General features: G+C 42.1%; 18 protein-coding genes and 2 tRNA genes. 12 read left to right on the plus strand and 8 right to left on the minus strand.

Annotated elements, in window-relative coordinates; genetic code table 11:
- Position 1: 1 nt before the first annotated feature.
- Complete coding sequence (locus tag SU86_RS00470; RefSeq protein ID WP_048188974.1) at positions 2-244, minus strand: U6 snRNA-associated Sm-like protein LSm6; 243 nt, start codon at positions 242-244, stop codon at positions 2-4.
- Positions 245-355: 111 nt separating this feature from the next.
- Here SU86_RS00470 and SU86_RS00475 point away from each other — a divergent pair, with 111 nt between their 5' ends.
- Both SU86_RS00475 and SU86_RS00480 read left to right on the plus strand, forming a co-directional pair.
- A complete protein-coding gene (locus tag SU86_RS00475; protein WP_048186778.1) occupies positions 356-1,000 on the plus strand; it encodes an ATPase domain-containing protein in 645 nt (214 codons plus the stop codon).
- 107 nt (positions 1,001-1,107) lie between these two features.
- The gene (locus SU86_RS00480) at positions 1,108-3,855 is read left to right on the plus strand and encodes a DEAD/DEAH box helicase (protein ID WP_048186780.1); all 2,748 of its coding nucleotides are present in this window, start codon (positions 1,108-1,110) and stop codon (positions 3,853-3,855) included.
- On the opposite strand, the gene SU86_RS00485 is transcribed toward SU86_RS00480, so the two are convergent.
- Positions 3,852-5,246 (minus strand): single-stranded DNA-binding protein, encoded by a 1,395-nt coding sequence (locus tag SU86_RS00485; RefSeq protein ID WP_048186781.1) that lies wholly within the window; start codon positions 5,244-5,246, stop codon positions 3,852-3,854. The genes SU86_RS00480 and SU86_RS00485 overlap by 4 nt on opposite strands.
- Positions 5,247-5,321: 75 nt before the next feature.
- On the opposite strand from SU86_RS00485, the gene SU86_RS00490 reads away from it, so the two are divergent.
- Together SU86_RS00490 and SU86_RS00495 are read left to right on the plus strand one after the other, a co-directional pair.
- Positions 5,322-6,260, plus strand: a complete 939-nt coding sequence (locus tag SU86_RS00490) for an ABC transporter ATP-binding protein (protein WP_048186783.1) — start codon at positions 5,322-5,324, stop codon at positions 6,258-6,260.
- The gene (locus SU86_RS00495; protein WP_048186788.1) at positions 6,244-7,005 is read left to right on the plus strand and encodes an ABC transporter permease; all 762 of its coding nucleotides are present in this window, start codon (positions 6,244-6,246) and stop codon (positions 7,003-7,005) included. The genes SU86_RS00490 and SU86_RS00495 overlap by 17 nt, the downstream gene beginning before the upstream one ends.
- A 7-nt stretch (positions 7,006-7,012) precedes the next feature.
- On the opposite strand, the gene SU86_RS00500 is transcribed toward SU86_RS00495, so the two are convergent.
- Positions 7,013-7,085, minus strand: a tRNA-Gln gene (locus SU86_RS00500).
- Positions 7,086-7,126: 41 nt separating this feature from the next.
- Positions 7,127-8,146 carry a DUF354 domain-containing protein gene (locus tag SU86_RS00505; protein ID WP_048186790.1) on the minus strand — a complete coding sequence of 340 codons (1,020 nt, stop codon included), beginning with the start codon at positions 8,144-8,146 and terminating at the stop codon, positions 7,127-7,129.
- 65 nt (positions 8,147-8,211) lie between these two features.
- Here SU86_RS00505 and SU86_RS00510 point away from each other — a divergent pair, with 65 nt between their 5' ends.
- From SU86_RS00510 to dnaJ, 4 genes are read left to right on the plus strand one after another with little or no spacing between them, the layout of a single operon-like run.
- Entirely contained in the window at positions 8,212-9,354 is a 1,143-nt protein-coding gene (locus SU86_RS00510; protein ID WP_048186791.1) for a hypothetical protein, read from the plus strand.
- Positions 9,355-9,380: 26 nt separating this feature from the next.
- The gene (locus SU86_RS00515; RefSeq protein WP_048186793.1) at positions 9,381-9,878 is read left to right on the plus strand and encodes a nucleotide exchange factor GrpE; all 498 of its coding nucleotides are present in this window, start codon (positions 9,381-9,383) and stop codon (positions 9,876-9,878) included.
- Between the two features lie 24 nt (positions 9,879-9,902).
- Positions 9,903-11,729 carry a molecular chaperone DnaK gene (gene dnaK, locus SU86_RS00520; protein WP_048186795.1) on the plus strand — a complete coding sequence of 609 codons (1,827 nt, stop codon included), beginning with the start codon at positions 9,903-9,905 and terminating at the stop codon, positions 11,727-11,729.
- 28 nt (positions 11,730-11,757) lie between these two features.
- Entirely contained in the window at positions 11,758-12,846 is a 1,089-nt protein-coding gene (gene dnaJ / locus SU86_RS00525; protein WP_048186797.1) for a molecular chaperone DnaJ, read from the plus strand.
- Here dnaJ and SU86_RS09830 read toward each other — a convergent pair whose 3' ends face one another.
- Positions 12,847-13,008, minus strand: coding sequence for a hypothetical protein (locus SU86_RS09830; protein ID WP_177318903.1), 162 nt, complete (start codon positions 13,006-13,008; stop codon positions 12,847-12,849).
- Positions 13,009-13,076: 68 nt separating this feature from the next.
- Between SU86_RS09830 and SU86_RS00530 the strand changes: the two genes are divergently transcribed.
- The 3 genes from SU86_RS00530 to SU86_RS00540 all read left to right on the plus strand — a co-directional run bounded on the left by SU86_RS00530 (position 13,077) and on the right by SU86_RS00540 (position 14,285).
- Positions 13,077-13,164: transfer RNA gene (locus SU86_RS00530), tRNA-Leu, on the plus strand.
- A 120-nt stretch (positions 13,165-13,284) separates the two neighbouring features.
- Positions 13,285-13,701 carry a hypothetical protein gene (locus tag SU86_RS00535; RefSeq protein ID WP_048186798.1) on the plus strand — a complete coding sequence of 139 codons (417 nt, stop codon included), beginning with the start codon at positions 13,285-13,287 and terminating at the stop codon, positions 13,699-13,701.
- Between the two features lie 329 nt (positions 13,702-14,030).
- On the plus strand, positions 14,031-14,285 hold the full coding sequence (locus SU86_RS00540) for a hypothetical protein (protein ID WP_048186800.1): 255 nt from the start codon (positions 14,031-14,033) through the stop codon (positions 14,283-14,285).
- A gap of 17 nt (positions 14,286-14,302) precedes the next feature.
- On the opposite strand, the gene gatE is transcribed toward SU86_RS00540, so the two are convergent.
- From gatE to SU86_RS00555, 3 genes are read right to left on the minus strand one after another with little or no spacing between them, the layout of a single operon-like run.
- Positions 14,303-16,189: a Glu-tRNA(Gln) amidotransferase subunit GatE gene (gene gatE / locus SU86_RS00545; protein ID WP_048186802.1), complete on the minus strand. Its 1,887-nt coding sequence runs from the start codon at positions 16,187-16,189 to the stop codon at positions 14,303-14,305.
- Between the two features lie 29 nt (positions 16,190-16,218).
- Entirely contained in the window at positions 16,219-17,499 is a 1,281-nt protein-coding gene (gene gatD, locus SU86_RS00550; RefSeq protein ID WP_048186805.1) for a Glu-tRNA(Gln) amidotransferase subunit GatD, read from the minus strand.
- 33 nt (positions 17,500-17,532) lie between these two features.
- Positions 17,533-19,737, minus strand: a complete 2,205-nt coding sequence (locus SU86_RS00555; protein ID WP_048186806.1) for a CDC48 family AAA ATPase — start codon at positions 19,735-19,737, stop codon at positions 17,533-17,535.
- Between the two features lie 93 nt (positions 19,738-19,830).
- On the opposite strand from SU86_RS00555, the gene SU86_RS00560 reads away from it, so the two are divergent.
- Entirely contained in the window at positions 19,831-20,562 is a 732-nt protein-coding gene (locus SU86_RS00560; RefSeq protein ID WP_048186811.1) for a 50S ribosomal protein L2, read from the plus strand.
- The last annotated feature ends 4 nt before the right edge of the window (positions 20,563-20,566 follow it).

Genomic DNA, 20,566 nt, shown 5'->3' on the forward strand with positions numbered 1-20,566 from the left:
CCTACAGGTCGTTTTCTAATCTGATGAATAATACGTTATTGCCTCTAACTATGACTCGGCCGTAATTTGCAATGATTTTGCCGTCGTGGAGCTCTTCTGCGTCTGTCATGATTAAATTCATGTAGGAATCGACATTGTCCATCTTGCCCTTGTATTCAACTTCGTTCTTTAGTCGTACGGTGACTTTCTTTTTTGTGCTTTTTTGGAGTGTTGTTAAAGGTCTCTTTGCGTTTACTTGTGACAATGGTTGCTCTCTTGTGATGCTAGCTTGGTAACCTGAATAAAAGCCTTGCCTATCTTGGAGCAAAAATGCGGGATTCGTTTATTTTTCAATTTTTTCTAGATTTTATTAGCTATGATCAGAACCGGCCTTGAAAAATTAGATGAAATTCTTGGAGACTCATTAAGAAGTGGAACCATAACGGATGTGTTTGGTGAAAGCGGAGCTGGAAAGACTCAGCTGGTAATGCAAATAATTGCAAACTCTGTTTTGGAGAATAATGTGTTCTATCAAGATACGACTGGAAATTTTAGGCCGGAAAGACTGCTTGAGATGGTGCCATCAAAGGATCCAAGCTTTCTTGACAAAATTACTGTAAGCAGAATCACAAATGTCAAAGAGCAGCAAAACAGCCTTGATAAAATCAAAAAAACTGACTTTTCCTTGATAGTAATTGATAGTGTAACGGATCTGTTCTCGTTCGAATATCCAAAGGAGGAACAGTTCCTGGAAAAGACAACCCAGTTCTCAAAATACATGAAGAAATTATCTCAGATTGCGTTTGAGACAAAGATTCCAATCATCATAACCAACATGATGCGCAAAGTTGAGCAAACAGAACAGGAAAACATGGAATCCATCATATCATTATACACGCACATCAAGATCAAGCTAGCCAAAAATCAGACACGATATGAAGGCCAAGTTTTTTTGAATCCGATTCAGAAAAACCAATTCTCATATATCATAACAAAGCAAGGCTTGAGCAATCCAAGTTAAGCTATTTAACTGCCGCAAATCTTTGGGAATCATGGCAGGAATCTTTGACTCCATCCCAGCTATTACTGTGATCTTGTTTGCAATTGGAGTTGTTGGAATAATGGTTTATGAGCGAGCAAAGTCAAGAAAAGACGCACAGCAAACAACTTGATACAGTTCTTGCCAAATTTCATCGCCTAGGTTTTACAAATCTGACAGAAATTCAAAAAAAGGCAATACCGCTAATCATTCAGAAAAAAGACGCACTAATTATCGCTCCAACTGGTTCTGGCAAGACAGAATGCTCTGTGATTCCGGTGTTTTCATTTTTGTCCTCAATACATGAGAAGAACAAGATAAAGGCACTATACATCACACCACTCAGGGCGTTAAACCGAGATGTTTTCAAGAGAATAATCAAGTACGCAGAACTGGAAGGCCTCTCAATAGAGATTCGCCATGGCGACACATCGCAGTCTGCCAGAAAAAAAATCACTGATCATCCGCCAGACATTCTGATTACCACTCCCGAAACACTAGTCATCCTACTAACGCAGGAAAAAATGCTAAACGCACTATCAAATCTGGAATGGATAATCATTGATGAAATCCATGATTTGCTATCAAATGAGCGGGGATCTCAGCTATCCCTTAGCCTTGAGCGACTGCAGATAAATGCCAAAAACCCAATAACTCGAATAGGCCTTTCTGCTACAGTTGGCAACTCTGATGATGCGGCAAAATTCCTGGTTGGAACAAAAAGAAAATACCAAATAATTCGAGACAATACGATTCGAAAATATGATGTGGAAATCAAGCACATCAATGGTACCATTAGCGATGTTGCAGACTATATCGTGGAATATCTGGTAAATCTGAACCTGGACTCGTCGGTACTATTATTTACAAACACGCGTGGAGAGGCGGAATTTTTGGCCTCGGTTCTGCGGGAAAAAGCACCAATTTCAGTTGAGCTGCACCATGGCTCGCTGTCACAACAAGTTCGCGAGGAAACGGAAGAAAATCTCAAGTCTGGCAAATCCAGATTAGTGGTGTGCACTTCATCGCTTGAGCTTGGATTGGACATTGGATCAGTGGAGCTTGTGATGCATTATGGCTCTCCAAGACAGGTCTCTAAATTCATGCAAAGAATCGGCAGAAGCAAGCACAACAAGCATTCCTCTGCAAAGGGATTGATAATTACAAACAACGTGGATGATGAGCTGGAAACAAAGGCGATCCTCGAGAGAATCAACGAAGGCTCCATCGAGGACCAGCTTATTCATGATGGATCACTTGATGTTTTGGCGCACCACTTGGTGGGCCTTGCAATGCAGCTAGGCGAAATGACTGTCGGTGATGCACTGGAAATATTCAAGAACTCGTTTTTGTTCAGGAATTTAACCCTTGAGGATCTGACTGGCGTTCTTGAGCTGCTTGATTCCAACTATTTGATATTTTTTGATAGGGAAAAGATGACCTTTAGGAAAACTGCCAAATGTTATCGATATTACTTTGAGAATCTTTCCACAATCCCTGACATTTTAAAATTCAAGGTGTTTGATAGTGTCACAAAAAAGATAATCGGCAGCCTTGATCAAAGATTTGTAGGAGACTTTGGAGATTCAGGCAACATCTTTGTTCTGAGAGGATCCCAGTGGAAAATCATCAATGTGGACGAGTCATCACTTAAGGTAAATGTAGAGCCAATTCGAGCTGGCGGAATCACAGTTCCATATTGGGAAGGAGAAACCATTCCAGTTGACTACAAGACTACCTCAAAGGTAGGCAGGTTCCGAACCAAAATACGGGATGGCTCACTAGATCTGCCAGACAATGTGATAACGCAGCTTGATCTACCAGTAATTCCAGATGAAAAGAATGTGGTAGTCGAGTCTGTGCGTGGCCAGGGAAGCATAGTGATTCACAGCTGCTTTGGCACAAAGATCAACTCTACTCTGGCTACCTTACTATCGTCAATGCTATCATCAAGGACTGGCCTACAAGTTGATGCAAGATCCGATGCATATCGTATCGTGTTATCATCCAAGGGAAGAATCATAGAAGCCCAGGTGCGACAAATCTTGGCAGACACGTATGATCTGTATGATATAGTGACTGCATCTTTGAACGGCACACACAATGTGAGCTGGAGAACTTGGAATGTTGCAAAAAAGTTCGGCGTTGTGGGGAGAGGTGCAGTCTATGAGAAAAAATCTGCGAGATTTCTTTTTGAGCGATATTTCAAGACCCCTCTGGTCAAGGAAGCACTTCGGGAATTATTCCATGACAAGTATGATCTGGAAAAAACAAAACAAGTCCTCTCTGAGATTAATTCTAATTCTGTCCAGATTCATTGGCTTGAGCAAAACAAGTTCTCCAAGCTGGCAGAGCCCATACTGGATCATACCACAAAATACTATTCCTCACCTACAAGCATTGACAAGGGAATCTTGGATCTGGTAAAGACTCGACTCTTCAAAACATCTCACCGGTTCATCTGTGCAAGATGTGGCAAGTGGGAGCGAGTAGTAAAGACAAACGAAATAGAAAACATGCCTGTCTGTCCATACTGCAAGGCGCGACAGATCACTACGACATTTTATTCGGACCATGATCTGGCAAAAATCATTCAAAAAAAGGCAGCCGGCAAAAAAATAACAGCAGATGAGAACCATCGGTTTTCTCGTGCTTGGAAGGCTGCCTCGCTATTGGAAAACTTTGGCAAAATCGCCCTGATTGTTTTGTCTGGGTATGGTGTAGGGGTTGATACTGCATCCAGGATTTTGCGAAACATGGTTGATGAGGAAACGCTGTACCGGCAAATTTACGAGGCAGAACGACTGTACGTTACTACGCGTGGGTTTTGGGACTAGTTCTTCTTTTTGATGCCTGAATATGGGGTAACAAACAATTCTGTTCTTCCCTCCAAGCCTGGCTTTGCGGTAACGCCGGTAACGGAGATGATCTCACCAATAGAGCACTCATCTAATAGACGAGCTTGGTTTCTCCAGCCCTTGAGCCAAATTTGCGCAGTGTCATCTTCCACATACATTTCAGAAAGCGTTATTGTCTCACCAGTCTTTGTCTGAACGTTTCTTCTTTCTGGAGCCTTTAGAATTATTGCCTCAATGCAGTATGTATTGTTGTCTGGTTTGACATCTACAATTTTGGTTCGAAGCTCAGATATTCCTGGGATGTCTTCTTGTATTTTTCTTACAAATGATTCTGCATCAACTGTTATACTGTTGCCATAAAGTTTTGATGGCATGCATTCTAGCACATCATCTTGAGCAAATGACTCTGTGACATTTGCAGTGTCTATGACATTGTAGAGCTGTTTTTGCTTGTCAACGCCCAAAATCATTCTCTGGCCGTTTTCGTTTTTTGTTGCAGACAAAATTCTAATCACAATTGGCTCCACTTGTTTCTCTGCCTGGACTTCAAGTGTGGTTGATTCGTTTCCATGAATTTCTAGCTCTTGCTGGTTGGTCTTTGCCTTGACTCCAATCAGTCTTGCCCTGGTTCCTGCAGGAATTACCTTTGGTATGTCTGAATTACTTTTGCCCCACAGAACAACTCTCATGGAGTGTTCATTCTTTCCCTTTAGTCTTAATCGAAGTGCGGTGCCTGGAACTCCCTTAAAGTTTGTAAATTCTGAAAATGTTATTGGGCCATCCAGCATTCCTGAAACCACGACATTGTTGTCTCCTTCCTTTAGCTCAGAGATGTCTTTTGTGATAGAGTCAATTGATGGAATGGTGCTTTCTGTTTCCGTGCGCTCAATATTTGAGCCTGAGCCTATGTTGATTGTAAGCTGGCCGTTCAGATCAGACTTGACATATGCCTTGATTATTTTGATGAGATCCCCTGGGCTGATGTTTGCCATCTCTGGTAGGTTTGCCTTTTCGTCCCAAAGCTTTACTGTTACTGCCGAATCTTTGTCATAGACTGTCATGTTTCTCAGATAGAACTGGGAGCCGTCCTTTCTTGAGAACTGTTTTTTTGGTGACACATTAAGCACTCTGGTTTGTAGTGTGACTTCTTTTGCCCCTGCATGCAGATCCCTTATGTTGATCTCACCCTTTGGTGGCTCTGAAATTGTAATGCCTAGATCAGATGCAACCAAGAACAGCGCTCCTTGATCTGTAAGATAGCCTGCGCCGATCTTTTCTTTTTTCTGCGCGATCAGTCCTTCGACATCTGTCTTTGATAGATCAGGCTTTAGTTCTAATAATTTGGAAAGAAGTGCGTCAAATTCAGACAATTTGATCTACCATGGTTTGATGGACTAATAAGAATTTCACTAATGTAAATTAAGAGACAGGGATCATACAGATCTGTGTCTGTTACAACTCGATCGCTTTTCAAATCATATGGAGATCTCACCGCAGTAGATGGGATAGATCTTGACATCAAACCTGGCAAAGTTTTTGGGTTTTTGGGCCCAAACGGTGCAGGAAAATCCACCACCATCAAGCTTCTCACCACTTTGATTCCTCCAACCAATGGAACAATTGAGATTCTGGGGATAAATGCGATCAAGCACCCACTTGAGGTAAGAAAAAAAATCGGTGTGGTCTTACAACAGCCCAGCTACGAGCCAAACCTCTCAGTGGAAAAATCCCTTGAAAAATACGGAATGATGTGGGGTGTTGAAAAAAAACTGCGCAAGCAAAGAACAGACGAACTGATTGATGTATTTGATCTGCAGGAAATAAGAAAGAAAAAAAACGAAGATCTCTCAATTGGACAGCGCAGGCGTGTCCAGGTGGCTCGTGAATTCATGCATGAAATGGAGCTTCTTTTCCTGGACGAGCCTACCGTAGGCTTGGACCCAGGCGCAAGAAGAAAGTTATTGGATTATCTAAAAGACAAGGCAAAAACCGGCCTCACCATATTTTACACTACACATGTGCTAACAGAGGCAGAATACCTTTGCGATGAAATCGCTGTGATAAACAAGGGCAAAATCTTGGCAGTCGACACACCGGACCAGCTAAAGTCCACGTTTGGCCAGGAAAAAACAATCAAGATTCATCTGTTTGGCAGGCATGAGAATCTAGCAAATCTTTTGTCAGGAATTGAAGGCTGCACAATTGATCTGAACAATGAAACAGACATCATAATCCAGTCACGAAAATCGGAAATAGTGCTGTCTCAGGTGTTATCAATATTGATTGAAAACAACATCCCAATAGAGGATCTTTCTGCAATGCCGACTACACTCGAGGAGATATTTCTCAAAATGGTCAAGGAGACAAATGCACCCAACAATTAGGCTTGTAAATCGAAACCTGACAATATCCCTAAATCCGGGATTTTTGGTCTGGCAGGTGCTATTCCCTATTGTGTATATTTTTGTGGCAGGATTTGCATATACATCACTTATTGACTCTGTCCAGCTTGGCGAGATGTCACTAGATTATCCTGCGTTTATTGCGTCTGGGATGATCGGCTTTAACATCATGAACAGCACACTTGTCTCTGGAATAATAATCTGGAATGACAGGCGACATGGAATGTTTGAGCAAATCCTAGTTGGGCCATTCAAGCGAAGCCACTACATACTGAGCAATGTCTATACCATAGCAATCGTTGGACTGATCAGTGCAGCACTAATTACGGCAATTGGATTTCCGCTCTTTTTCCAGTCCACTCAATTCAGCTTACTCACAATACCGTTTTTGATATTTGCCTCAATTGTTGGCTCTATTTTGTTTGGTTCTATTGCATCCATCATATCTACAAGACTCAAGTCAAGTGAAGGATTCAATGTCATAATTAATACGGTTTTCCTGTTCTTTGCGTTCGTAAGTACCGCATTTTATCCCGCGCAAGGCGCACCTGAACCACTGGCAACTGGGTTTTACCTAAATCCGCTGACATATCTGGTTGATATCATTCGTGCGGGAATCTTTGGGACGTTTAATGAATTTGTCATGCTTGAGATGTTGGTGCTAGTTAGCGTCGCAGCAATTTTGTTTGTGACTGCAATTAAATTACTAACAAAGCTTGATCTGTAAAATTTAGTAGCCCGGCCCAGACTCGAACTGGGGTCAAGGGCTCCAAAGGCCCCTATGCTTGACCGCTACACTACCGGGCTTCCTGCAATGACTCCTCAAAAACCCCTATTATTGATATTTTCTATTTTTTCTTGATTGCATCGATTAGTTTTTTGTAAGGATCTTCCATTGATGCAAGTGTTTGTCTTGCATTTTTTTCCAAATTTTTATTATTTGAAGACAGGGCTTTTCCAATCATAGAAACTATTTTGTCTGGATTGGATTCAAGTGTGATGAGTTTTTTTCTGACAAGATAGTTCTGCACCAAGTTTGGTACTGCATTATATGAGATGGTTGGTATGCCCATCAGGGCAGCCTCCGCAGTCATTGTTCCGCCAGATCCGACAAAGACATCGATATCCTGCAGCAAATTATTCCCAATGATGACCTTACCCAGAATCTTTACTTTGTTTCCTAGCTTTTCTCTCAGAGTCAGAATCTGGGATCTGTATCTTGGCAGCACCATTATGGAGTGATCAGGGAATCTGTCGGCAATTTTTTGAATTATCTGTATGGTGTGGTTGTTTTTCTGAGCATATGCCGCGTGTTCCTCTTCAACTCTGATCAGAATGGATTTTTTCTTTTTTGGTTTTGGTTTTTGCTTTACAGCAGACTTGACAATCACTGATGCGTCAATTGCCTTGTATGGTATGATGTTCTTTTCTGTGATTCCGTATTTTGTAAATTCTTTTTTTGGTATTATCCAGGGTATCAGCAATTTTTGAATTATTGGTACTGTTAGTTTCATTACCGCTTCTGCGTGGGGAGAATCACAAAACGCAACGTGCTTTATTCCGAGCCCAAATGCCACGCGTGCTGTCTCTGGCGAGCAAAAGCTAATTGCCAAATCTGGCTTGAATCTGTCTATTGTTTTGCCAAGGCCTGTGCTTCTCTGGAGCGATGCGTCAAGCTTGCCGGATTTGCTGTCCCCACCGTGTTTTCCAATTACAACCATTTTTATTTTCTTGATCTTTGCAAGCTCATTTACCTCTCGATAGCTTCTAGTGGTGCAAAGAACAGAATTACTCATTTTCAATTTTCTTATCATTGGATCAAAAAACAAGATTTGTTTTGGTGTCAAAATGTCAAACCAAATCTTCAAGACATGACATCTGGTGATATTTGATGCAATAAGTTTTTCTTAGTCTGGCGTTTAGCATCAATGAATTGGCATCGGATAGGGTAGTTGTGTATGGTTTGAGCACCGAGGGTTACTCTATTGCGTGCCAAATGGCAATAAACGGAGCAAACGTGTTCATCATTGACGAGTCATCCCAGTCTGCAATCTCACTCAAGGCAGAAATTGCAAAGACATACCCAAACGTTTCTGCACTAAAAGAGGACGAGCCACTGCTTGCAATGGAGCCAATTGATGTTGCAATATCCAAATCTCAATACCTGTTTTTTGCTCCAAGAATCCGCAAGACAGGCCAGGAAACAAAAACCGAGGTCCACTCTAAATTCAAGGATGCAACGTCATCTCTGAAAAAGGGAAGCTCTGTTGTGTATACCTTACCAACAGGGATTGGCGGAAATAGTGAAAACATTTCACTACTAGAACATGTCACAGGTCTTGAGGTCGGAAAATCAATCTCTTACTTTTATTATCCGCTAGGTGGCGGCAACCAACCTCCCAAAGTTATCGGCTCGTATAATAGCAAACAGGATCCGGCCCTAGCAGGATTACTTACGAATTCCAAAAAAGAGATCTCTTTTGTTGGGATTTCATCGGCAGAGCATTTCCATGCGATAAACGTGCTATCCAGATTTTCTTCGCTTTGTAGTGTGCTTGAAGTCTGCAAATTCGCACAGGACGACAACACAAAGACGGACCTGCAGTCAGATGACTTTCAAAACATATTCCTTGATGACATGGTAAATGGCTTGTATGATTTGCGTTCCCTTGGGACATCCTTTGAAGGCGCAAACACGCTGATGTATCTAATTAATGGAAGCCTCAAGGGAATAGACGGATACATCAAAAGACTAATCGATGAAATTCGCGCAACGCTAAAGAAAAATGATCTCAAGGCAAGTAGAACAAAGATTGCACTGTCTTGGTCTTTGGATCAGTACGAAATGCGGGGAGACAAAATCGAGATGCTACAAAACCTGATCACCAAATTACGTGATTATATCGGAGATGTAGAGGCCTATGAGGATCCAAACTTGGATCTATTCCACAACGACAAGACCACGATTCTTGTAATTTGCTCAAAATTTGATTATGAACACCTGCGTAAAAAGAAGGACAACGATCTAATCATCATAAAAGGAAATCCACTCTGCGAAATATCGCACAAAGAATAAAACTAGATTACAAAAAATAACTTGACATGTCGGAACAAAACGAAGCTGAAGACCAAAATATCTCGGAGGATGTACCAGTTGATGAATCAAAGCAATTACGACAAAGCCTTGCATCATGTGAGGACAAGCTAAAGCGCTCACTTGCAGACTACATCAATCTAGAGCGCAAAACCAAGTCCGACATACAAAACGGCATCAATGAAAAAATGGACAGATTCCTGCTCCAGTTTCTAACCATATATGACGATCTGATCCGAGCAAAAGAGATTCTCAAAAAAGAAAATCCAGATGCCCAAGGGTTAGATGCAATTTTAAAAAACATTGACTCGCTGCTATCCGGCTATGGAGTAACACCGATCAATGCAATAGGGGAGATATTTGATCCAAGCCTCCATGAGGCAATAGCAATCATATCTGATGATTCCCTAGATGATAATACAATTACCAAAGAATTAAGGAAAGGATATATTTCTCATAATAGGACGCTTAGACCGACGCTAGTCGAAATATCGAAAAAATCATAATAAAAATAATCTAATGGTGAAAAAATGGCAAAAATAATTGGAATAGATCTTGGAACAAGTAACTCGGCTGCAGCCGTAGTAATGGGTGGAAAACCTACCCTAATTCCTGCAGCTGAAGGAACCTCAATTGGCGGAAAGGCGTTCCCATCAGTTGTTGCCTTTACCAAGGAAGGACAACTCCTAGTTGGCGAGCCAGCCCGAAGACAGGCAGTAACAAACCCAGACAGTACCATAATTGCAGCTAAAAGAAAGATGGGCTCTGACTATGTGTTCAAAGTACAAGGAAAGGACTACAAACCGCAGCAAATCTCGTCTTTTATCTTACAGAAAATCAAAAAGGATGCTGAGGCATTTCTTGGCGAAAAAGTAGAAAAGGCAGTAATCACGGTTCCTGCCTATTTTGATGATAACCAAAGACAGGCAACAAAGGACGCCGGAACCATCGCTGGACTGGATGTTGTAAGAATCATCAACGAACCAACTGCAGCTTCATTGGCATTTGGTCTTGACAAGGCAGGCCAAGACATGAAGATTCTGGTATTTGATCTTGGAGGCGGAACACTGGACGTTACCATAATGGAAATGGGCGGTGGTGTCTTTGAGGTCCTAAGCACGTCAGGTGACACCCAGCTTGGCGGAACCGACATGGACAAGGTCCTAATTGATTATGTAGTAAATGAATTCCGCAAAACAACAGGAATTGATCTTACCGGTGATAGTACAGCAATGACTAGAATCAGAGAGGCCTCTGAAAAAGCAAAGATAGAACTCTCAACTGTAATGGAGACTGACATCAACTTGCCATTCATCTCGTATGATCCATCTGCTGGACCAAAGAATCTAGAGCTGAAACTCACTCGAGCTAAATTTGAGGAACTGATACGACCGATCGTAGAGCGATGCAGAACATCAATTGATAATTCATTACGCGATGCAAAGCTATCTACATCCGATGTTTCCAAAATTGTCCTAGTTGGTGGCCCTACACGAATCCCAATGGTCAAAAAATTCGTAGGTGATGTAATTGGCAAGAATCCGGAATCTGGAGTAGATCCAATGGAGGCAGTCGCAATGGGCGCTGCAATCCAGGCTGGAATCATTGCAGGTGACGTAACCAGCGATATCGTACTATTAGATGTCACACCACTAACACTAGGCGTTGAAACTCTGGGTGGTCTTCGAGAGCCACTAATTGAGCGAAACACCACAATCCCAACATCAAAGACCAAGGTCTTTACCACTGCAGCAGACAATCAGACTGCAGTTACAATACATGTAGTTCAAGGAGAGCGACCAATGGCAGCCGACAATGTATCGCTTGGCAGCTTTAATTTGGCAGGAATTCCGCCAGCACCACGAGGAATTCCGCAAATCGAGGTAAAGTTCGACATTGATGCAAACGGAATCATAAACGTGACTGCAAAAGATCTGGGCACGGCAAAGGAGGCAAAAATCACAATCCAAGCTGGCACCAAATTATCCAAAGAGGAAATCGACAAGCTAAAGCAAGATGCAGAAAAATTCTCTGATGAGGACAAAAAGAAAAAGGAGGCAGTCGATATTCGAAATGAAGCAGAGAGTTTTGTTTACACCACTGAAAAACTCCTAACACAAGATCTCAAGGACAAACTCACACAAGAACAAGGAATCAAAATCTCAGAATCCGTAAAGGAGCTAAAAGAAGTTCTAGGAAAGACACCAGAAGAAATCAAACCAAAGCTTGATGCGCTAAAGGCACTGGTAAATGAAATAACTACGGAACTCTACAAAAATGCCGCTCCACCACCAAACCCGGAACAACAAGCAGGCCCATCTGAGCAAAGCAATCAAAACACAGGTTCAACAAGCTAATTTACTTACTAATCCATTACAATAAGAAATGTCAGCAAAACGAGATTACTATGAAGTACTGGGAGTAACAAAATCAGATTCTGCAGATGCCATCAAGTCCCAATACCGCAAGCTAGCATTAAAGTTTCATCCAGACAGAAACAAGTCTCCAGAGGCGGCAGAGCATTTCAAAGAAATATCGGAAGCCTATGCGGTTTTGTCTGATTCTGAGAAGAAAAAGCTCTACGACCAGTATGGCCACGCAGGAGTAGAAGGCAGATATTCCACTGAGGATATCTTTTCAGGCGCTCGGGGCAACTTTGATGAGGTGTTTTCTAATTTTGGCTCTGGAGGATTTGATTCTATTTTTGAGTCATTGTTTGGGCGGGGAGGTGGATTTGGAGGCTTTTCACGGCAGCGTGGACAAGACCTGCTACACGAAGTATCCGTATCACTAGATGATGTTTTCAGAGGAAAAAAGCTAGACATTGATGTAAAAAAGAATATTGACTGCAATGATTGTCATGGTTCCGGTTGCGCCCCTGGAACAAAGCCTGAGACATGTCCCAGTTGTAGGGGCCAAGGACAGGTTCGTGTCACGCGAAACATGGGATTTTCGACATTTGTTACTGTTCAGCCCTGCTCAAAGTGCAATGGAGAAGGAAGTTTCATCTCAAAGCCATGCTCTGCATGCAAGGGAAGCGGAAAAACAAGGGGAACAAAACATCTCTCATTTGATCTTCCGGCAGGAATCGACAGCGGTGACTATGTCATTAATGGTGAGGGAGAATCCATTCCTCATGGTCCAAGTGGTGATCTGATAATCAGAGTGCGAGTGATGCCACACCAGCATTTCAAAAGGGATGGTGCAGATATTTTTTATGACGCAAAGATCTCAATTGTTGATGCCAGCCTTGGAAAGACAATCGAGGTTCCAACACTAGAAAAACCAGAAAAGATCAAAATTGAAGAAGGGACACAGCCAAATACAATATCAAAGATCAAAGGAAAGGGGCTGCCTCACATGGGTGCCCGCGGGCGCGGCGATCAGTATGTTCGATTTGTAATAGACATTCCAACAAAGCTAAACAAGCAACAAAAAGAACTATTAGAAAAGCTAGGCCAGACCTTTGATTAGTTATTTGGTTGTCTTTCGAACGGATATCTGGTGACCGTTCCTGTAATGAGTGGTGTGGGTTGATTTTATCAGCTCTGCAATCTTGGCATCCGAAAAATACCTAACATTGTATCGTCCAAGTGTTTTTTTGCAGTTATTGCAGTAGATTTCTTTGAATTCCAACTAGTACACCTGTTTTTCCCATATGATCTAATAAATGACTTTTATTTTGGATGCAAAAACCATTCTTTGCGGGAGTCGCCAAGCCCGGTCAACGGCGTAAGGTTCAGATCCTTATCTTCTAGGAGTTCGTGGGTTCAAATCCCACCCCCCGCACCATTTCTTTGGGAATGTAGACAGAGGTGGAGAGATGTCACTAATTGTACGAGGCTGAAAAGGATGAATTTAGGAAAAAATTCTTGAGAACTAATTTTATAGTATATTGATATTTGCAAAAATATGAGTGAAATTTTTGGCTATAGCATAGATTCACTCACCGCTTATGCTATAATGTTGCTTATTTCTGAATCTTTGACATTGTTATTTTTTTATCGTGATAATGCTGGTTGGAGATTTAGACCAACTAAATCCCTCATTAAAACATGGAAAGTTACAGTTTTCATTTTTGGGCTGTTCATTTTCACATTCTTTTTTGGAGATAATATGTCTGCATTAATACAAAATACTATGAAAGATTTCCAATATAGAGAATTATTAATGCCAGCATCTTTACTTCTGACTTTTGTATGGATTTGGCATTATGTAGTTGGAAAAGATATACACAAACCAATGATTCTAATGTTAATTGCAACCGGTGTGTTGATTGCAATTTTTGTTTGGATCAACATAGAATTAATTCAGGCGTTGATTTCATAATTACTGATGATGTATCTATCCGAATATCTAAACAAGATTCCAATCACAACAATTCTAAATTGCTGAATTAGATCCTTACATATAGAAAAATTTGTTATTTGAATTGTTAATAAAATAAGATATCTCACAAAGCCTCGTGTTAAACCATTTCAGTTTAACACCATTCTAGCTGGGATTATTCTAGTATGATCAAAAAAACTGTCTAGTTCTGGCTAGTTATGAATAATGGAATGACTCCAATAATACAAAAAATGCCATTTTCCAATAATCATAAAATTAATTCAAAATTATGAACAACTTTAAACCATAGTTAGTTCTAGTATGACCCAATGGGCAAAATCATCAAAGTTGGCGGTAGAGGCACCTCACGTAGAGTAGCAGATTCTGAAGACGAAAAGTGGGCTGGCGAAAAATTCAAGGACTACCAGAAAAAAATGAAAGAAAAGGCAGCCGATGAATATGTCGTGTCTGGCCGCGGAACAGGCAAAAGAAAGCTCGGTGATACTCCTGAAACTGAAAAGCCTTCATCAAAGGGCCGATACGTTTCAATGGGTAGAGGAACAGGAAGAAGAAAGTTAGAATAAACTAATTTTCGTAGTTTTTATTTTTCTAATATTTTTGCAATTTTTGATTCCAAGGCCTTGCTTATTTTCTCACCAGATATCTTGCCACGCAATGACTTCATTGCCATTCCCATGAGTATGCTGGAAGAGCGAGCACCCTGTTTTTGTATCACATCCAGATTGCCCTGAATCAGCTCATCCAGGAATTTTTCCAGCTCCATATCACCAAAGGAGGACTGGCTTTGCGCAAACTCGCCAGGCGTCTTTATTTTCTGCGACATCATGCCCTCAAAGATTATCTCCACTGATTCCTTGCTAATTTTTTCGCTGGACAGCAGATCAAATGTCTCCTCGATGTGCTCTGGCTTTAGCAGACTGGCATCGAGGCCCTGCCTTTGCAAATTTGTAATTGTGGAACATAATGCAGATGCGACAAAGTTTGGGTTTTGGTATTTTGTGCATATTGATTCGAATAGTTCCATATAATCGGAATCAAAGATCTGCTCTGCCAGCTGCAAGTTGAGCCCATATTTTTTTTGCAGTTCTGTTATGGTATCATCCCATGACTTGGGGATGTTTTTTTGTGCAAACTCAAATTCCTCTTTACTAACCAGTATTGGCGGAATGTCGGTTTCCGGATACATGCGGGATGAGCCAGGCCTTGGCCTCAAAAATACAGTCTCGCCTGTCTGTGTTGCAACTCGTGTCTCTGCAGGAACTCCACTCTTTGCATTTTTGATTCTATTAATCACAGCATCTAAAGCAAATTCTAGTTTTTCTGCAGCTCCTGCAATTATAAAAAATCCATCATGTGGTTGCAGCTTTAATAGCTCTCGTATCCCCTCAACATCGTTTTGCTCGATTCCATAGTTTGGCAGTTCATCTGAGTGAAATATTCCACCGATTCCAAAGAATCGCACCTGTTGTCCAAGCTCCTTTCCTAATCTGATTCCCTCGTATGGCTCATATCCAAACATGCCTGCAAAGTTTTTGATCCCAAGTGCTCTGATTGCAGCTCTGTCCTTGATTGATTTCTGAATTACCTTGGATTTGCAACTTGTAAAATATGATGTAAGATCAACACTCTGGTTCTTTGATAGTGTATCAAGATCCATCTTCTCGATTTTCTGGGCAATCAGCTGCAGGCCGTGCTGTCGCTTTGCCTCATATAGAATGACTTTTTCCAGCTGGTCTAGCTGCTGGACTCCCTTTACCTCTACGATTCCACCTCCGGTAACTGATACGTTTACGTCCTGCCTGATAGATCCTATTCCGCGAGTTACCCTGCGAGTTACACGTAAGAGTCTACCTAGTGTTAGCGCTATTTTTTTTACAAATGCAGGCGAGCCACTCACTGGTTCCAGAGCAATTTCCACTAGCGGAATGCCTAGCCTATCCAGCGCATATTCTCGGATGTTTTCAGTGTCTTTGAGCAGTTTGGCAGCGTCTTCTTCTAGGCAAATTGTCTGAACGCCTACCTTGGTATCATCCACCTCAATGTATCCACCTTGGGACACCAGCATGGTTCTCTGAAATCCAGATGTATTAGAGCCATCAATCACTATTTTTCTCATGACATAGCTTTCATCGAAAATGTCTGAGTTTAGTGCAGATGCTATGATTAGTGCAGTGTCCTTTGCGTTCTGGTCCAGCTTGTGAGGTGGCTCATCGTCATGCTCTACAAGACAGCTGCTCTTGGGATTTGCATAATACTGGATTTGCTTTGATTTTGATGACTCAAATAACGCTGCAGGATCATATTTACCAAGCTCGCTTTTTGCCAATCTTAGCTTCCTTGAAAACTTGACAGGATATTCCTCCAACTCTAGTGGCTGGCATCCACAAAACAATTTTTTATTAGTTGCAAGCTGCTGGTGTATTTCTAGGCCAACTTTTAGTCCTATTTTGTCCAGTTGCGGTTCCACACAAAACCTATCTGTGATTGCCTTAAATCTTATTCTGTAAACTCTGATGCAATGTTTTTGAGCATCACTTCTTTGATGTTCGCATCATTACCAAGCACCCACATTGCCTTTACCAGCGCAATCTCTGGTATCATGTTTGATAGTGGTATGATTCCAAAATGCATCAGGTCTCGTCCGCTCTCATAGATTGCCATGTTTACCTGGCCATCCAAACATTGTGAGGTCATTCCCAAAAAGACGTTTTGCTCTTTTGCCTTTTTTATTATATCATACATTGATTTTCCAACATGTCCAAGGCCTGTCCCCTCAAAGATTATTGCCTTGTATCCAAGCTCTAGCAAATACTCGACTTGCTTTGGATCATATCCAGGATGATATTTCACCAAGGCTACCTTGGGGTCTATCTTTATTTTCGGAGTATAGTCTTTTTGGGTATAATATTTGCCAGAGAAATTCTGCACTACATTCTCCCCAGATATTATGAATGCAGGTTTTGCGCCAACTGTCTCAAATGCATTTCTTTTGCTGGTATGGTTTTTTCGCACGCGCGTTCCAAGGTGGCACGCAGTATCGTCATCATTTTCCGAATTGTGCATTGCAACAAAAACCCCGCTGGTTTTACATTTTATGATGAATTTTGTAGCTCCGATCAAGTTCAGCGCGGCATCAGATGAAGGCCTGTCTGATGATCTCTGTGATCCCACCAAAACAATCGGCTTTGGAAAGCCAGCCAGTGCAAATGACAAAAATGCCGCAGTATATTGCATGGTGTCTGTCCCATGCGCAACCAAGATTCCGGCATACTCAGACTTTGCAAGTGAATCTAGTTTCTGAGCTATTTTTATCCAGTGTTCTGGAGTGATATTCTCGGAATATTCAGAAAATAACACCTCGGCATCAATATTGGCAATCTCTGCAAGCTCGGGAACCGATGCGTTTAGCTCTTGCGCATTCAGTGCCGGTGTGACGCTTCCTGTCCTGTAATCAATTCTGCTTGCAATTGTTCCACCGGTAGATAATAACAAAATCTTTGGCAATGCCGGATCATACGATATTGGCTTGCCTGATTCTTGTGATGATTCCACACCAGAAAGATATTCAATTTTTTTTATCTTGTCCAAGCCAAACCCGACATTATAGCCGCTCTTGAATTTCACAACTAAATGAGTGTCGTCGCTGTGCTCGTATCTTGGCATTATTGTGGCCGTTTGCTCAGAATCAGTCGTTATCTTTATGGTATCGCCAACTTTGAGCTTGTTTTGCTTTAGAAACTCTAGGACTTTTCCATTATAGCCGCGATATTCAGACATTTATGAAAAACTAGCTTTGTTGTTGTTTTAAGACTATCTGTAGTATGGGACTGCTATCTTTTGGCCTATCTTGAGGTCTTTTTGGGTCTTTACCTTTTTGACTGCTTCCTCAAAGTGCCTCATGGTTACCTTGGCACCAGTTGTTGCCTTTTCCAGTTCTTCCTTTGTTGGATGCTTGTCTAGGTATTCGTGAATCACAATGGATACTGCAGTGTTTGCAATTGCCGCAACATCTGCTCCACTCATGCCGTCTGTCATCTCAGAGATTTTATCTAAATTGACATAGTCTAATTCATTCTTATCAGAGACTGCCGGGATTACCTTGGCAGTAATTTCCAAGATTTGTCGCCTGCTGTCCTTGTCTGGCATTGGAATTTGTATAATTTTATCAAATCGTCCCGGTCTGAGCAGTGCTGGGTCTATCATGTCTGCCCTGTTTGTTGCCGCAAGGACTATTACTCCATGCATGTTTTCCATTCCGTCCAGTTCCGTTAGAAGCTGACTGACTACTCGCTCAGTTACTGCTGTCTCTGCACCTGCACCCCTAATTGGCGCAATGGAATCAATTTCATCAAAGAATACAACACATGGAGATGCCTGTCTTGCACGTCGAAATATTTCCCTGATTCCTCGTTCAGATTCTCCAACCCACTTTGATAGTAATTCAGGTCCTCGCACTGAGACAAAGTTTGCCTCACTCTCAGTTGCCACTGCCTTTGCAAGCAGTGTTTTTCCAACTCCGCTTGGGCCGTGCAATAAGATACCGCGTGGCATTCTATGGCCCAGTTTATCATACAACGCAGGATATTTCATTGGCCACTCTACTGCCTCCTGTAGTTGTTGCTTTACCTCCTTTAGGCCGCCAATGTCGTCCCATTTTACGTCTGGGTTTTCAATGAACACCTCTCGCATTCCAGATGGTGTGACCTCGATGAGTGCCTTTTGGAAATCATCATTGTTTACTATTAGCTTGTCAAGTGTCTCTGGTGGCAGCTTTTCGTCCTCCATGTTTAGCTCAGGCAATAGTCTGCGAAGGCACTTCATTGCAGCTTCCTTGCACAAGTATTCCAAGTCTGCGCCCACATATCCATGGCTTACTGATGCTATTTTGTCGATATTGACATAGTTCGTGTCATTTTCTTCGGTGACTAGTGGCATGTTGCGTGTGTGGATGTTGAGTATGTCTTTTCGCCCCTTCTTGTCTGGTACCTTGATCTCTATTTCCCTGTCAAATCGCCCAGGTCTTCTCAGTGCAGGATCGATTGCATTTGGCCTGTTGGTTGCAGCAATCACGATTACCTTGCCTCTTGCCTCAAGGCCGTCCATTAATGATAACATTTGTGATACGACACGTCGCTCTACCTCACCGGTTACCTCTTCTCTTTTTGGCGCAATAGAATCGATTTCATCCACGAATATGATTGATGGTGCCTTTTCTCTTGCCTCTTTGAATATCTCTCTTAGTCTTGCTTCACTCTCACCATAAAATTTAGACATTATCTCAGGACCTGAAATGCTGATAAAGTGAGCATTGCTCTCATTTGCTACTGCCTTTGCTAGTAAGGTCTTTCCAGTTCCTGGTGGTCCATACAACAAGACTCCTTTTGGTGCCTCTACTCCTAGTTTTTCAAATATTTCTGGGTGTCGCAGTGGCAGCTCGATCATCTCTCGTACTTTTTTGATCTCATCAGTTAATCCGCCAATGTCTTCGTATGTTACCTGTGGCACACCTCGAAGGGTCTCGCCCTTTTCTGCTATGTGGAAAACTGTCTTTTGTGTTACCAGTACCGCATCAGCTGCTGGAGTAACGCCGATTACCTGAAATGTTAAACGTCCGCCAAAGTATGGAACCATCACGTTATCGCCTTTAATGAGAGGAACGCTTTCCAGTGCATCTGCCAAGTATCGCTCATCTATTGGAGGAATTGCCTCTAATGGTGCTACTACTACTTTTTCCGCTGCCACTGCCTTTATTTTTCGAACTGTTATGGTATCACCAATTGCTATACCTGCATTATTTCTGCCAAGGCCGTCTATTCGTATGATCCCCTTTCCTTCGTCTGATGGGTATAGCGGCAGGCATTTTGCAACGGTCCTTCTCTTTCCTTTGATTTCAATGACATCGCCAGTTGAGGCATTTAGCGTATCCATGGAATCATAATCGATTCTGGCTACTCCACGTCCCACATCTCTGGTGTATGCTTCTAAAACTTTGAGAGAAAGGGCGCTCTGGCTCATAGATTTGAACTCGCAGCGTATTTTTTATATCTTTGGCCTTTTTGATCCACACAAAACAAAGCTTAAAATCCAAAGTCCCAACCATCACCAAAAATGGGTAAGCGACCATTAGTTAGAAGACGTGGCCGAGGAGGCATGCAGTTTAGAGCAGCCGCAACTGGCAAGACTGTTCCAGCTAAATACCCATATTTTGACTTGGCAGAGGCTCATCTGGGCGAGGTAATCGATCTGGTCCATGAACGAGGCCGAGACGCACCTTTAGCACGAGTTCGTTTTGAGGATGGATCTATTTCGATGATTCCAGCAGTTTTAGGAACCACCATAGGAAGTACAATTAATTTTGGATTAAACGCAGAAATCACACAAGGAAACGTAATTAGCATTCAAAACATTCCAGACGGAACCATAGTGTGCAATGTTGAGAAACACTTTGGAGACGGAGGCGCAATCGCAAAGAGCGCAGGCGGTTCCGCAACTGTATTTTCACACGGAGCAGACGGCGTAATTCTAAAGCTACCATCTGGCAGATTCACTACACTAAATCCAAAGAACAGGGCAATGATTGGAATCTTGGCCGGTGGTGGAACTTCTGATAGACCATTCCTAAACGCAGGAAACAAGTGGAGACGTTACAGATCAAAGGGCCACAAATACCCAATAGTTAGAGGTGTAGCGCAAGCAGCATATGTTCACCCACACGGTGGTGGAAGACACCAACACATGGGTGGTGGAGGAACTGTATCAAGAAATGCACCACCTGGAGCAAAGGTCGGAAGCATTGCAGCAAGAAAGACTGGTCGTGCTCGAGTCAAGGACAGAGTATAATTTT

The sequence above is a fragment of the Candidatus Nitrosotenuis cloacae genome, assembly GCF_000955905.1.
Classification (GTDB): Archaea; Thermoproteota; Nitrososphaeria; order Nitrososphaerales; family Nitrosopumilaceae; genus Nitrosotenuis; species Nitrosotenuis cloacae.

Excerpts from the sequence above, each read along its gene's own strand:
- SU86_RS00555 (WP_048186806.1), bottom strand. The coding sequence starts at position 19,737 with ATGAGCCAGAGCGCCCTTTCTCTCAAAGTTTTAGAAGCATACACCAGA.
- SU86_RS00495 (WP_048186788.1), top strand. The coding sequence starts at position 6,244 with ATGCACCCAACAATTAGGCTTGTAAATCGAAACCTGACAATATCCCTA.
- SU86_RS00535 (WP_048186798.1), top strand. The coding sequence starts at position 13,285 with ATGAGTGAAATTTTTGGCTATAGCATAGATTCACTCACCGCTTATGCT.
- SU86_RS00480 (WP_048186780.1), top strand. The coding sequence starts at position 1,108 with ATGAGCGAGCAAAGTCAAGAAAAGACGCACAGCAAACAACTTGATACA.
- dnaJ (WP_048186797.1), top strand. The coding sequence starts at position 11,758 with ATGTCAGCAAAACGAGATTACTATGAAGTACTGGGAGTAACAAAATCA.
- dnaK (WP_048186795.1), top strand. The coding sequence starts at position 9,903 with ATGGCAAAAATAATTGGAATAGATCTTGGAACAAGTAACTCGGCTGCA.
- gatD (WP_048186805.1), bottom strand. The coding sequence starts at position 17,499 with ATGTCTGAATATCGCGGCTATAATGGAAAAGTCCTAGAGTTTCTAAAG.
- SU86_RS00540 (WP_048186800.1), top strand. The coding sequence starts at position 14,031 with ATGGGCAAAATCATCAAAGTTGGCGGTAGAGGCACCTCACGTAGAGTA.
- SU86_RS00475 (WP_048186778.1), top strand. The coding sequence starts at position 356 with ATGATCAGAACCGGCCTTGAAAAATTAGATGAAATTCTTGGAGACTCA.
- SU86_RS00515 (WP_048186793.1), top strand. The coding sequence starts at position 9,381 with ATGTCGGAACAAAACGAAGCTGAAGACCAAAATATCTCGGAGGATGTA.
- SU86_RS00560 (WP_048186811.1), top strand. The coding sequence starts at position 19,831 with ATGGGTAAGCGACCATTAGTTAGAAGACGTGGCCGAGGAGGCATGCAG.